We start from the raw sequence: 13,549 nt of genomic DNA, 5'->3' as shown, positions 1-13,549 counted from the left end.
ATTTTTGCCTTTTGCCATATAAGCGCATTACGCTTACCATATTTTTCAAAGACTAAAGCTAATATTGTATACATTAAGATATATCTATAAATGCCTACTTTATGTATCTGTAAGAGATAATGCAATAAAGTTAGCAAAATGATATCACTTAAGTAAAACAAGACTGCTATTTTGTTTTTATCCCCCATATTTTTCTCCCCTTGGTATAATACTTGTCATATTCACATAAACTTTTACTAACTATTGTAAAAAAAGATACACTTTCCCCTACCCATAGAATCTTTCAATTCCGTATTAGAAAATATATCCTTGAGCTTTCTTTAAAGTGCCTAAACAACTATTAACAAGTCTCAATTTATGTGCTTGATATTTAAACGTAACATATCATTATTATTATAAAGTAAGGGTATATGCTAAACAAACGACACGTAACAAACTGCTATCATAACGTATCAAACGTTGACTTTTTTTATCGTTTTCTACTATTCTAAACCAAATAAAAAAATCGCTTATTTTTTAACAAAAATAAACTGGTTAAAACACTGTTAATATATGGCATAATAGTACAAATAATAAGCACAAATATACGTGTAAATACTTGCTTTTATTATTAATAATTGCTGTACATTTCTAATTAATAGCATTTAGTTACATAGATTAGAAACAATGTTTTTAATATCATATAATAAACAAGAGGTGCAATATGAAAATAATTAAGATTTTATTAACAATACTTTTTTTAATTTGTGTAGCAATTGCTGGTGTAGTAATCGTATCTAAAGATTCAACACCACCTGAACTAAACGTACCCGATACACCACTACAGCTTGGTTGTGATACTAACTCAATGTTACAAGATGTAACAGCTAGAGATGATAAAGATGGTAACATCACAGATCAAGTATTCATAGAAAATGCTTTACAAGATTATATCCAACAAAATGGGTCAATTACATATGTAGTTATGGATAATGCTGGTAATACTACTAAACAAGTACGAAAAGTAGATTTATCTGCTGCTAGTTCACCTATGATTACTGATAATCAATCATTAACTATTACTCAAACAGAAACTAACATATTCAATATCCATGATTTCTTTAGTGCTGTAGATGCTTGTGGAAATGATTATAGTAGTCAAATGTATACTGATAGTGTAGTAGATACCTCTAAACCTGGAAAGTATCCTATAACCATCAAACTCAACAACAATGAATTCTTTACTTATGATAAAGAAATAATCGTAGAACCATTAGTTAAAGTAGAATTTGCTATTCAACTAAAAGAAAAAGAAATAACTTTACCAATAGATACTGAGTATGACCCTAAAGATAATATAGAGTCTATTACTGATCCAACTGATACACAAGATAAACTACTAGAAACTTTGGAAATAGATACTAAACTTAATACATCAAAAAAAGGAAGTTATAAAGTAACCTACACTGTAACTAACTCCCGTGACGAGAAAACAAAAGCAGTTTGTACAATTAAAGTAGAGTAAGTAAAAATGCATATCCCTAAGGTACTGGGATATGCATTTTATTTCTTTTTAAACATGTTCAGAAACCCTTTTTTTTCAATTCTCTTAATTGGACCAATACCGATATCTTGATTATTAAGGACACATTTAGGATTAGTTACAAATACTTGATTTGCTACATCATTTCCAAACTTTTCCTTAACTACATTATAGGCATCTTTTAAATTAATTCTTCTATTTCTATTGTGTGCATCACTTGCAACAAAATGAACTAGATTATGCTCAAATAATGTAAATACAGCCTTCATCGCTTCTTTTCCATGCAATCCAAGAATACTAGCTGCATTAACTTGCATTAGACATCCCTCTTTGCATAAATCATAGACTAGATTAGGATTATCTTGTACATATGCATAACGCTCTGGATGAGCTAATATAGGTTGTAAATCACTAATTGTACAATCATAAATCTCATTGACTACATCTTCCATGTAGTTTCTAAAATCTAACTCAAATAAGATATATTTACTATTAGCTAGTTTATGGAAATCATTATTATCAATACTTTCCATAATACTATTTCCATAATAGAAATATTCATTCCCAAGATGTAATTTAATTGGTATATCTTTGCATTGCTCACATAACTGTTTATAGGCTATCTCTGTTCCCTGGTAATCTTCATGGAATCCTCCTTGACGATAATAGTGAGGTGTACAGATAACATCTGTAACACCGCTATTGCTAGCCTCCGTTAGTAATTCTCTTGTCTCAGACAATGAAGAACTACCATCATCAAAATTGGGTAACATGTGTGTATGAATATCAATCATACTTTTTTCTTATTTTTTTTAGCTTTCTTTTTTGATTTAGTATCATCATATCGATAGCCATAATAAGAATAATACTTTTTGCTAAGATCAGCTTTTGTAATAACTACTCCTAATACATTAGTTCCTACTTCATCAAATTGATACTTCATTCTTTGTAATGTTTTTTTATCATTTCTATCAGACTCACAGACAATAATTGTTCCATCTGTATAGTTAGATACGATTATCCCATCAGTAACCAATCCAACGGGTGGACAGTCAATAATTATAAAATCATATACTTTACGCATTTCCTCAATAAATAGAGTTAATGCTTTTGATTGTATAAACTCAGAGTGATAAATAATTTTAGAACCTGTTGTAATAACATCAATGTTATTAAAAACATGCTTAATAGCTTCTTCTTTTGTCGCTCTATTATTTAATAAATCTGTAATACCTATTGTATTACGCATTCTCAATTTCTTATGAATTGATGGAATACGTAAATCTAAATCAAGTATTAATACTTTCTTATTTAATTGAGAATACACAATTGCTAGATTTAAGCAAGTAGTACTCTTACCTTCCCCTTGGGATGCACTAGTTACATTTACAACCTTGATTGGCTTATCAAAGTTTTTAAACATAATATTGGTACGAAGAGAACGATAAGCTTCTGTAGCTGGACTATCTGAATCATAAATAGATATTAAATCTTTTAATACTTTATTAGCTTCAACTCTATTGCTTGTCATTTTCTTTCTCCAATCTAGCCATATCTCCTTCAAAGTCTGGAATAACTCCCAGTATTGGATATCCTAATACTTCTTTAAATTCATCCTCTGTTTTCACTTTATTATCTTTAAACATAAGTATGATAACTAATATTCCACTTATTAGAACACCAATTACTCCACCTATAAGAACATTTTTTATTGTACTTGGACTTGATGGTGCAGTTGGTACCTTTGCCCAGTTTAAAACGCTGACATTTTCTACACTCATAATGTCGTAAATTTCTTCTTGGAAAGTTTTGATAATTGTATTAGCTACTTCTGTAGATTCTTTGGCACTTTCTGATGTAACAGTTACATTAATAACCTCTGTATTACTTGCTGCTGTAACATTTACCATTTCTTGATACTCTTTTGCAGTATATGGTAAATCAAGCTCATTTAATACTAAATCACTAATACGTTCACTTTTAAGAATTTCACTATATGTACTAACTAATTTTTGGCTTAAATTAACATCATTTAAATTTAATTGGGTATTTTGTGTCTCATTTTTTTGTACAACAATAATCTTACCAGTAGCTTCATATTTTGGTGTCATTAAAAACTTAGTAATTAAAAAAGATGATATAGTACTAATCAAACAAATGATAATGCAGATATACCATATTTTCTTAAAAGACTCCCAGATTTTCATCAAATCTATTTCTGTATAATTATCTTCCATCTTAACCCCTCACTTAACATCCTTAATTATAACATTTATATATTTTCATAAATCTAAACAGAATGCATTTTATAACAGTTAAGTGTGGATTAGTTACATGTATATTTAGTTTGGTTTCATTTTTCTTGATTTAATACAATGATATATCATTACAAGTAATATTCCCGTTAATCCTGCAATGATATTTAACAATGCCTCATCAATTTGAAAATGTCTTCCATCAATGAATTGTTTATACCATTCATCTAAAAAACCGCATGTTGATGTTAACATGCACGCGATTAAAATATGATTAATACTTAATGATTTAAGCTTACTCATATGTACTAATAATTCTATTATCAGCACACCTAAAATAAAGAATAAAAACACATGGGCAAATTTTCTAATATCTAGATGCATTTGTAAAATTTGTTGTTGTGATGGATTAATATAAAAGAGATTTGCTAATGTTTCTGCAACTCCTAAGCTTGTTTTTGCTGTCTCTGCTCCATTTTGAGATGAGAGAGTAAAAATAAGCACTATCCATATCACTGTAGCAACAAAAAGTATACGTGGTATTAATTTTGATTTCATAATTTACTACCTCCTGTATACTATTGTTTTTGCTGACTAATTACCTCATCCATCTCTGATTGATTAATATATCCATAATCTACCATAGCTTTTAGTATTTGCTTTTGTCGTTTATTAATAAGTTCATATCCATTACTTAATTGATACCTACTTGGTGATTGTGGGAAACCCGCAAGTAGTGAAGCCTCATAAAGCGTTAAATCATCCGGTTCTGTGTTAAAGTATCCATTACTCGCTTGTTTAACACCATAGTATCCATCACCATAGTAAATAATATTAGCATACATCGCAAATATTTCTTCCTTTGTATACTCTTTTTCTAAATCCCATACAAAGAATATCTCAGCTATTTTTCTAGTAAATGATGGTTTATTACTAAAATAAATATTTTTAGCTACTTGTTGGGTAATTGTACTACCACCTTGTTGGATTTCCTTTGATACCAAATTAGATACAAAGGCTCTTCCTATAGCTACAATATCAATCCCTTTACGTTCAAAGAAACGATGATCTTCAATTGCTACTAAGGCATCAACAAAATCGGTATCTATTTGTTCATAAGATACATAATTAGGATCTGATTGTATATTGCTTATTGCGATTGATAATGGTAATTCAGTTATTGCTTCTTTATATCGATTGTAGCCCTCTAATCCAAAGTATCCTGCTACTGCAATACCTAAAATTATAATTATTCCAAGTAATCGTTTTAATATTTTCATTTAAGCTCCTTGTATTATGCATTTAATACAATCATATTATACATAATTTCAAACAAATAAAAAAGGGATATCATCCCTAATTTTGTAGTAATTATTATTGACCCATTGATTTCATTACAGCACGAATTTGTGATTCTGATGGTTTACGTCCCATTTGCATAAACATAGCACGAATCATCTTTTCACTTACTGGAGGGTTTTCCTTCATTTGTTTTTCAAATTGACGACGTGTAAAGTAGAAACCTAATCCACCACCGATTACTAGTCCAGCAACCAAACTTGCTATTGAAGTCCAAAACATATTCATTTCATCCACCACCTTTTATTAAATTACTCTATCATTTTAACTGGTTTAGCACCATTTTACAACTATTAAAGCCCAAAAGGGTTGATATTTATCCCTGTTAAGTACAGGTGGGTACTCTGCTATTAATCTTAGGATTCTTAATCGTATTAAGCTTTCACACGATTACTAGACATCAAAGTTCCCTTATATCACTATGTAGGAAATATATGTGTTCCCTCTTGGGATTTTATTATAGCACACCCAAAACTAAAAGAAAGGAATTGACTTTTTATCATCAAACCCCTTGTCTTAATTCTTCTCTAAATTCTTTTAAGCTAGAATGTAATTCTGCTAAGTTTAGTATATGATCTCCAACACGTTCATAATCTGATAGTAACTCAGAGTAAAGTATTGCAGACTCAATATGACATTTTTGTGTATTCATACGCTCAATTTGATTAGCACGGAATTTAGTAGTATTATCATCTATTTCTTGCTCAATTGAGCTAGCCTTAATCAATATTGCATCTTTATGTAAATCTTCTTTAAATAAATCTAAGCCATCTAAGCAATTATCTTTCATAACAGCTATTTCTTTTATAGCTTCTTTTGTTAAATCCCATTCATTAGCGCTAACTGTTTGCGCATATTCTGCAAAGTTCATCGCATGATCACCAATACGCTCTAAGTTAGTTAATGCTCTAAAGTAATCATTTAATACTTTTACTTCTTTGTAAGATTGTTCAATAGATAGTACTTTAGATATTTTCTTAGCAGTATGATAGTTTAAGCTATCAATTTTATCTTCATTCTCTTTAATCTTCTCAAATATTCCTTGATCATATTTATTTAACAAATTAAAGCTATCATTAATGTTACCTAAAACTAAGTTATACATTTCCATTACTTCATGACCAATGTTATGTATTGCAAGAATAGAAGTACCTAATACATAATTTGAGTTCATTATTTCATTTAACCATCTATCTTCTGCTTCAATTGTATCTGATTTTTTATCAGGTAAAATTAATACTGCAAGTTTTGCTAAGTAATTACCAAATGGTAATAATAGTAATGTTGTTGCTATATTAAATACCGTATGTACATTAGCAATTTGTGCCGCAGCATTATCAGGAGTAAATGATTGCATTAATGGCACAAATTTAGTACTCATACTAATAACCACAAATATAACAGTTCCTATAATATTAAACAATAAATGGATAATAGTAGTACGTTTTGCATTACGGTTTGCACCAATAGATGCTAATACAGCAGTAATACATGTACCAATATTTTGTCCAAACAACACGTATACAGCACTATCAAGCCCTATAACACCACTTAATGCTAACGCTTGTAAAATACCAACTGATGCAGATGATGACTGTATAACAGCCGTAAAAGCAGCTCCTGCTAAGATTCCAATAAATGGATTCTTAAATGTAGTCATTAAATTAATAAATGCTGCAGAATCACGTAATGGTAACATTGAATCACTCATGATTCCCATACCAATAAACAAGATACCAAGTCCAGCAATAATACCACCAATAAATCCAAACTTCTTACTCTTTGAAAACATTACAAGTACAACACCAACAAACGCAATTAATGGTGCAATTAACCCTACATCAAGAGCAATTAATTGACCCGTGATGGTAGTACCAATATTAGCACCCATAATAATCCATACTGTTTGTTGTAAAGTCATTAATCCCGAGTTTACAAAACTCACTACCATGACCGTAGTAGCACTAGATGATTGTATAAGAGCCGTAATTCCTGCTCCAACCGCTACACCTAAAAATCTATTTGACGTTAATTTTTCTAATATCCCTTTTAGTTTATTACCCGCAATACCCTCAAGGTTAATACTCATCATATGCATTCCATATAAAAAGAGCGCTAATCCCCCAAGTAAACTAATAATATTTTCTATCCCCATAATTACCTCTACCACCTAGTCGTGTACATAAATTTTAGCACTTTACATACATTTTACAAATAATTACAACGGATTTTACAAAGATTTAACAAACTCAAAAAAAGCTAAAAAAAAGACTAACCGAAGTTAGTCAGAATTGCTTATTAAGCTTTTGGTTTGTTTGTTGGATCTGTATCTTTTTTGCGTTTTGACATAACAACAGCAACGATAATGATACCTAATACAACAACGCCACCAACTAATAATAATGTAGAATTGTTATTAGAAGCAGGAGCTGGTGTAGCTTCTGGTGCAGCTGTAGGTTCAACAGTTTCAGTATCAGCAGCAGCTGGATTTAATACTGAATCAACATCAACTCCGTTTGCTTTGTTAGCTAAGTAGTTAGCACTTTCAGTGTTAACAACAGCATCTTCAATTAAATCATAAGAAATCATATAAGTAGAAGCATGGTTAACTGAAATTACATTCCAACCATTTACAACTGGTGCAAATCCTTGGTTTTCAATTGTTCCATCATCAGCAATATAGTATAAGAATGGATTTTCATATTTAGCATCAGCTGGTTTTTCACCTGCTTGAATTGATAATTCCATTGTTACACCAAACTCACCTTGAGCTTCTGGTTGAATAAATGTAGCCTTTTCTGCTACAGGAGCTAATTTTTCTTTTGCTGTGTCATTAAATGCACCTAAAATAGTTTCTTTAGCAGCTGCATCTTTTGCAACTGTCATGTTAACTGATAAATCACGTAATTGATCAGCACTAACTGTTAAATCTTTAAATGTGATTGCAACAGTTTTATCAGCATTCATAAAGCTTACTGGTTTGTCTGAGTTAATAGATTCAGCAATCAAAGTACCAGGAAGTTTAGCAGTTGCAGTAACTGTAATTACTTTTCCTTCTGTACCTGATGGTAAAGTTCCTACCTCAGCATTTTTAATAGTTTCTTGTGCTTCTTTTGCAGCATCAGCTTTTGTATCAGCTGTAGCTACTGGTTTTGGAGTAGGTTTTGTAACAACTGGTGGAGTTGGTGTTGGATATGCTGGATCTTGACCATAATCCCCTGCTGCAAAAACGCTTGTACTCATCCCTACTAATAAACACACTAATGTAACAAGTGTAATAATTCTCTTTTTCATATAAAGTCCTCCTTTACCCTGTTACTATCATTATAAACCTTTATTTTGTCGATTTTAGTTCGTTTATTACATCATTCCTAGATTTTATTACTAGATATTGTTTTTTTGCATAATAGATAGCAATTCCTATACAATAACTCACACATATCCCTACACCTATAGTTACTAAGGAAAATCCTTGTTTATCAGCTAATGGAAGCTTAAATAACGTTTTTTCTAACTCATATAAAACATAACCTAATCGAGTTGCTGATGATACATAGATATCTATTACGTAGAATATCATACAAGTACTCATACTAATGATTATGTATGATAGTTGTAATTGATATCCAGCCAAGATTGACTCAATAATTAAAGTTACAATAAATACCCAAAATATTATTTCAGACATTTTATTAAATAATCCGTTAACTAGATTTTTATCATAAAAGAAACTAACAAATATAAAGTACAACATAAAACAAAGTATAGTTCTTTGTAATCCAGAGCGATTAAACTTCATGATAATCACCTCCCACAATTCTATAAGGGAATACACCATTGTAATTATTGGATTCTAAATAGTAATGATATCCAAATGATAATAGTATAAAGCTCACTAATATCACGACTCTTAAATTCACATTCTTGCATTTCTTAATTAACAATAAAACTAAATCTATTAAAAGAATCGTAATAACGGGAATTTCTAATAGCACAGAGAATCTAGATAATACTGCATGTTTTTCTCCTATTAATGTAAAGAAAGCATTGAAGAATGCTGCAGAAATTAATATCTTATTAAAATCACGCATTTTTATTAAATCTTTTCTAAACAAAAAAGCAAGTATAAATATTAATGTGGTTACAACACCATAAATTATGGGTACACCAGTGGTCAGGTGAATAGAATTTAATCCATATTGACTATAGAATCCTTTATCAACAGCAAACTGAATTAACGTCTCAGAGAAGTAAATCAATCCAACTGCTCCAGTTGTATAAACTGCTAATACTATTTTATTTAATGGTATTTTGATAAAAATCAATAGCGGCAGCATAATAAATGCTGATAAATGGAAACATCCTGCAAATAAAACTAATATTACTGCATAGAAATAATCATCCTCATGCAAACGTTTTAACGCAAGCATACAGAATACACCAGCCATTGCTTGTCTAACAAAATCCATACTAAAATAGAAACAACCAAAAGTCATAAATGCAAATACACTTAACCAAACATTCTTTGAATATTTATAGATAAAGTACATAACGATTCCTAAAACAATGAATGAGATAACTATTAATAACCATTGATAGTCCATAGTATAATTACTAATTGTTTCTGATATAATTAAAAATCCTTTTTCTCTTATATCAGTTGTAACAAAACTAGCTAATGGTTTTAGATATGAATCGTAAAATAGTTGTATATAAATTGCATGATCATATCCAACCCAATCTCTCCATCCTGACACAATAAATAAAGCTAAAAACATGATAAAACAATAAACTTTTTTACCATGTTTAATTTTTGTAATAAATCCTAATAATAAGGACATCCCTATAAGTATATAGTACATTTTATTATCCCCTTGTCTTTATCATTTTATTTGTTTGGGAGTAGTTAATCAAACATAATTTGTAATTATCATAGTACATGTATTTAACGTGTAATTTGTTGTAACAAAACGAAAGACTCTTTTTCAAGAGTCTCACGTTTAAGTAATTACTTAATTACCTTAAATTTTTGAAAAAATGTCTTTTGGAGCCCCACAAACCGGGCATACCCAATTAGCTGGTAGCTCTTCAAAAGCAGTTCCTGGTGCTACGCCATTTTCTTCGTCTCCAACTTTTGGATCATAAATGTAACCGCATGGGCATTGATATTTATCCATGTTGTACCTCCTCTAATACTTATAGTTTGCTACTTTTAAAAGATTTTGTAAAGAAGAACGCCTTAACTTTTATCTGCTGTATATGGAACAGTATAATTATTAGTACTGTTGCATTGATTTGTTTGATAAATCGTATTATTCCATCTATCAAAAACATTACCACAAGCATCAGTAGTAAAAGGGCCTCCATCATCATATGGAATTGTACTTACATCAGTATTGGTTGGTACTATTGGTTGCGTTGTTGGTGTTTGGATAGTAAATGAATCCTCAGTTACCGTACTTAATGTTGCATCATCTATTAATTTTAATGTCACTGTATAACTACCTTCATTGAGTAATCTAACACTAAAAATATAACCATAAGAATTCTTACCATTTAATTTAAATTCTCCATTGCCTTTATAATAGTTTAATTCATCTTGTAAATTGCTAATACTAGTACCATCATAATAACCAACTTCAATCCCAGTATTAGAATTACTAATTGTTACCTCTGGAGTTAAATTAATCTCATTAGATAAATCGTAATCTATAGTTATTTCAAAATCATAAATTTGATTCAATTGGGCAACACTAGGAACATTTTCAAATTTTAAACTTACTGTTTCGTTTTGTGCATAGGTGCTAAATCCAAACAAGATAAAACCTACAATCACAAGGATATACATCAATCGTTTTTTCATTTTTCCTCTCCTTGACGTTTTTCCCTTATTACAAAATAAGTGGATGATTACTTTTAGTATACCACCCACTTAAATTAAATTATTTATTTATTTGTTCAAATGTTTTCTTTTCATTTAATGCATCAGTTAATATCTTCATCTTTTTCATATCACCAACTAAGATAAATCCAGTAAGCATGTTGTTAGCAAAGAATAACTTTTCGTAACTTCCTTTTTGATCATCCTTTATTTCACTTGTTTTGTATTTTAATTCAGGATTTTTTCCTGTATCTCCTACCGCATATAAATTAGTATTGAGACCAAAGAATGATAATGCTCCTACTACTTGAGTATAAGTAACATCATCTCCTGCAGCATTAGCTCCAGCTACAACACCCATTGCTACTGCTTCTGACCATAGTGCATAATTGATATTTTCAAACTCTGCGCAATCTCCTGCAGCATAAATATTAGAAACACTTGTTTCCATTTTTTCATTTACTACAATAGCACGATTAATCTTACATCCTGCTTCTTCCGCAAGTTTTGTATTAGCACGAACACCAGCAGATACTATTACTAAATCAGCGGGTATTATTTCACCATTATCAAGTTCTACACCTTCTACTTTTAAAGTTCCTACAATACCTTTAATTTTTACATTTGTTTGTAATTTAATATTGTTAGACTCTACAGCAGTACGAATTAAATTAGATGCTCCTTCGTCTAGTTGTCTAGGCATTAGGTGTGGCAATAATTCTAAGACTGTTACATTCTTTTTAGTCTTAGCCATTTCCCATGCCGCTTCAAGTCCTAACACTCCTCCACCTATAACAACAACATTATTAATTGCTGGTAACAAAGTAGTAATCTTTTCTACATCTTTAACACTACGTATTGCTACAACTTCCGGTAAATCACTTCCTGGCATTGGTGGTATAAAACAAGATGCTCCTGTAGCAATAATACATGAATCATAAGTTAATACTTCATTAGTATCTAACTTAATTTCTTTCTTGTTTGAATCTAATGATATTACTTTCGTATTTAGTAACAAATTAACTTTATTATTTTTATACCAATCAGCTTTTTCAATAGCCATTTGATTTTCTGTAAAATTTGCTAATAATGCTTTTGTTAACATAGGTCTATTGTATGGTAATACACTCTCTTCTGATATCATGGTTATTTTACATGTATCATTTCTAAAACGTATTTCGCGCGCAGCATTAAATGCTGCAGCTCCCCCACCTATTATCACAAAGTGTTCCTTAGAATCATGATGATATGTACGTGCTAAGTCTTCTATTGCTACAAAGTTATCTTTACCAACTCCACATACTGGACATATTTCTTCTGTATCATCTAAAATTGCTCCACATACCATACATTTTACTTTTCCACTTTTTTTAGCTTCAGTCTTCTCATTCTTTTTGTTTAGTACTAAACAACCAAAATTATACCCAAAGTTATACGCATCAATTAAACTTGCTTCACTTGGTTTGAATCGTACACGGAATCCATCTACTACTTTTAAACGTAATTGTTTTAAACGTTCAATTATATGAGGAACTCCTTCTCCACTCCAACCATAACTACCAAAAGCACTTGCTAGTTTACCTCCATGTGTAACACCATGCATAGGTGTAACTAAATCCCAAATAGGCTCTAGCGCATCTCCAATAATCGTAGGTGTACCAAATAACATACCATCAGCATATTGTAACTCTTCCATTACTTTAGCTTTATCACTCTCTACCATGTCATATAAACGTACATCAATAGCTCCAGCACCCTTAATTCCATCTTTAATTGCATTAGCCAATTGTCTTGTATAACCATAGGCACTCACATAAGGAATAATAACTGTTTTTCTTATATTTGGATTCTTAACACTAGACCATTCCATATATTGTTTAAATATAGCTTCAATTCCTGTATCAAGGACTGGACCATGTCCTGTACAAATCATATCAATTGGTAAATCTTTAATCTTATTTATTGCATTAATTGCATAAGGATTTTTAAATGGTCCAATTATCATATCAAAATAAAACTTTAATGCATCTTGATAATCTTCTTCATTTATAATTTTACTTCTTAGTATTCCATCAAAAGAATAGTGACACCCAAATGAATCACATGTAAATAAAGTCTTATCCTCTTCAAGATAAGTAAAAATAGAATCCGGCCAATGTAAGTTTGGAGCATTAATAAAACGTAATGTTTTATTACCTAATGATAATGGTTCATTTTCCTTAATCGCAATACTAGTAAAATCTTTATTAACAATTTCTTTTAAAAATCCTATTGCTACAGGTGATGCTACCACTATAATATTAGGATTAATTTCTAATAACTTTTCAACACTACCAGTATGATCTGGTTCTGTATGATTTAAAATGACATAGTCAATTTTATTAATATCTATTAATGATTTTAGTGTTTCTAAATAGTCATCAAAAAAATTCAGTTTTGCTGTTTCAATTAACGCTATTTTTTCACTACCTTCAACTAAATAAGAATTATATGATGTCCCATATTTTGTTTCCATAATAATATCAAATACTC

15 protein-coding genes and 1 other RNA gene are annotated in these 13,549 nt (G+C 30.3%); 1 reads left to right on the top strand and 15 read right to left on the bottom strand.

Annotated features, from left to right (window positions below):
* Positions 1-188, bottom strand: a 188-nt coding sequence (locus RR430_RS07565) for a hypothetical protein (RefSeq protein WP_332508854.1), incomplete at its 3' end; no start/stop codon positions are given.
* 515 nt (positions 189-703) lie between these two features.
* Here RR430_RS07565 and RR430_RS07560 point away from each other — a divergent pair.
* Positions 704-1,504: an immunoglobulin-like domain-containing protein gene (locus RR430_RS07560; RefSeq protein WP_332508853.1), complete on the top strand. Its 801-nt coding sequence runs from the start codon at positions 704-706 to the stop codon at positions 1,502-1,504.
* 38 nt (positions 1,505-1,542) lie between these two features.
* Here RR430_RS07560 and RR430_RS07555 read toward each other — a convergent pair whose 3' ends face one another.
* The 14 genes from RR430_RS07555 to RR430_RS07490 all read right to left on the bottom strand — a co-directional run.
* Positions 1,543-2,316 (bottom strand): tyrosine-protein phosphatase, encoded by a 774-nt coding sequence (locus RR430_RS07555; protein ID WP_332508852.1) that lies wholly within the window; start codon positions 2,314-2,316, stop codon positions 1,543-1,545.
* A complete protein-coding gene (locus tag RR430_RS07550; RefSeq protein WP_332508851.1) occupies positions 2,313-3,053 on the bottom strand; it encodes a CpsD/CapB family tyrosine-protein kinase in 741 nt (246 codons plus the stop codon). Before RR430_RS07550 ends, RR430_RS07555 begins: the two co-directional genes overlap by 4 nt.
* Positions 3,040-3,759, bottom strand: a complete 720-nt coding sequence (locus RR430_RS07545; RefSeq protein ID WP_332508850.1) for a YveK family protein — start codon at positions 3,757-3,759, stop codon at positions 3,040-3,042. Before RR430_RS07545 ends, RR430_RS07550 begins: the two co-directional genes overlap by 14 nt.
* 105 nt (positions 3,760-3,864) lie before the next feature.
* Positions 3,865-4,335 carry a VanZ family protein gene (locus RR430_RS07540; protein ID WP_332508849.1) on the bottom strand — a complete coding sequence of 157 codons (471 nt, stop codon included), beginning with the start codon at positions 4,333-4,335 and terminating at the stop codon, positions 3,865-3,867.
* A 20-nt stretch (positions 4,336-4,355) separates the two neighbouring features.
* The gene (locus RR430_RS07535; RefSeq protein ID WP_332508848.1) at positions 4,356-5,057 is read right to left on the bottom strand and encodes a biosynthetic peptidoglycan transglycosylase; all 702 of its coding nucleotides are present in this window, start codon (positions 5,055-5,057) and stop codon (positions 4,356-4,358) included.
* Positions 5,058-5,151: 94 nt separating this feature from the next.
* A complete protein-coding gene (locus RR430_RS07530; RefSeq protein WP_442879638.1) occupies positions 5,152-5,364 on the bottom strand; it encodes a YneF family protein in 213 nt (70 codons plus the stop codon).
* 65 nt (positions 5,365-5,429) lie between these two features.
* Positions 5,430-5,592, bottom strand: a non-coding RNA gene (gene ssrS, locus RR430_RS07525) — 6S RNA.
* Between the two features lie 46 nt (positions 5,593-5,638).
* On the bottom strand, positions 5,639-7,291 hold the full coding sequence (locus RR430_RS07520; RefSeq protein ID WP_332508847.1) for a Na/Pi cotransporter family protein: 1,653 nt from the start codon (positions 7,289-7,291) through the stop codon (positions 5,639-5,641).
* A 143-nt stretch (positions 7,292-7,434) separates the two neighbouring features.
* Positions 7,435-8,430 (bottom strand): hypothetical protein, encoded by a 996-nt coding sequence (locus RR430_RS07515; RefSeq protein ID WP_332508846.1) that lies wholly within the window; start codon positions 8,428-8,430, stop codon positions 7,435-7,437.
* Between the two features lie 40 nt (positions 8,431-8,470).
* Positions 8,471-8,935 (bottom strand): hypothetical protein, encoded by a 465-nt coding sequence (locus RR430_RS07510; protein WP_332508845.1) that lies wholly within the window; start codon positions 8,933-8,935, stop codon positions 8,471-8,473.
* Complete coding sequence (locus tag RR430_RS07505; protein ID WP_332508844.1) at positions 8,925-9,998, bottom strand: EpsG family protein; 1,074 nt, start codon at positions 9,996-9,998, stop codon at positions 8,925-8,927. The genes RR430_RS07510 and RR430_RS07505 overlap by 11 nt, the downstream gene beginning before the upstream one ends.
* Before the next feature lie 159 nt (positions 9,999-10,157).
* Complete coding sequence (locus RR430_RS07500; protein ID WP_332508843.1) at positions 10,158-10,313, bottom strand: rubredoxin; 156 nt, start codon at positions 10,311-10,313, stop codon at positions 10,158-10,160.
* A 62-nt stretch (positions 10,314-10,375) separates the two neighbouring features.
* Positions 10,376-10,999, bottom strand: coding sequence for a hypothetical protein (locus tag RR430_RS07495; RefSeq protein ID WP_332508842.1), 624 nt, complete (start codon positions 10,997-10,999; stop codon positions 10,376-10,378).
* A 79-nt stretch (positions 11,000-11,078) separates the two neighbouring features.
* Positions 11,079-13,549 (bottom strand): FAD-dependent oxidoreductase (locus tag RR430_RS07490; protein WP_332508841.1); only part of this gene is annotated, 2,471 nt, incomplete at its 5' end.

It is taken from the genome of Anaerorhabdus sp., assembly GCF_036641015.1.
In the GTDB taxonomy this organism is placed as follows: Bacteria; Bacillota_I; Bacilli_A; order Erysipelotrichales; family Erysipelotrichaceae; genus Anaerorhabdus.
The sequence above is the reverse complement of the archived record's forward strand: the minus strand, read 5'-3'. Positions and strand labels throughout refer to the sequence as shown.

What these genes read in the sequence shown, in the direction of transcription:
- RR430_RS07520 (WP_332508847.1), bottom strand. Translation starts at nt 7,291, where the DNA reads ATGGGGATAGAAAATATTATTAGTTTACTTGGGGGATTAGCGCTCTTT.
- RR430_RS07540 (WP_332508849.1), bottom strand. Translation starts at nt 4,335, where the DNA reads ATGAAATCAAAATTAATACCACGTATACTTTTTGTTGCTACAGTGATA.
- RR430_RS07515 (WP_332508846.1), bottom strand. Translation starts at nt 8,430, where the DNA reads ATGAAAAAGAGAATTATTACACTTGTTACATTAGTGTGTTTATTAGTA.
- RR430_RS07505 (WP_332508844.1), bottom strand. Translation starts at nt 9,998, where the DNA reads ATGTACTATATACTTATAGGGATGTCCTTATTATTAGGATTTATTACA.
- RR430_RS07550 (WP_332508851.1), bottom strand. Translation starts at nt 3,053, where the DNA reads ATGACAAGCAATAGAGTTGAAGCTAATAAAGTATTAAAAGATTTAATA.
- RR430_RS07530 (WP_442879638.1), bottom strand. Translation starts at nt 5,364, where the DNA reads ATGAATATGTTTTGGACTTCAATAGCAAGTTTGGTTGCTGGACTAGTA.
- RR430_RS07545 (WP_332508850.1), bottom strand. Translation starts at nt 3,759, where the DNA reads ATGGAAGATAATTATACAGAAATAGATTTGATGAAAATCTGGGAGTCT.
- RR430_RS07560 (WP_332508853.1), top strand. Translation starts at nt 704, where the DNA reads ATGAAAATAATTAAGATTTTATTAACAATACTTTTTTTAATTTGTGTA.
- RR430_RS07555 (WP_332508852.1), bottom strand. Translation starts at nt 2,316, where the DNA reads ATGATTGATATTCATACACACATGTTACCCAATTTTGATGATGGTAGT.
- RR430_RS07500 (WP_332508843.1), bottom strand. Translation starts at nt 10,313, where the DNA reads ATGGATAAATATCAATGCCCATGCGGTTACATTTATGATCCAAAAGTT.
- RR430_RS07535 (WP_332508848.1), bottom strand. Translation starts at nt 5,057, where the DNA reads ATGAAAATATTAAAACGATTACTTGGAATAATTATAATTTTAGGTATT.
- RR430_RS07495 (WP_332508842.1), bottom strand. Translation starts at nt 10,999, where the DNA reads ATGAAAAAACGATTGATGTATATCCTTGTGATTGTAGGTTTTATCTTG.
- RR430_RS07510 (WP_332508845.1), bottom strand. Translation starts at nt 8,935, where the DNA reads ATGAAGTTTAATCGCTCTGGATTACAAAGAACTATACTTTGTTTTATG.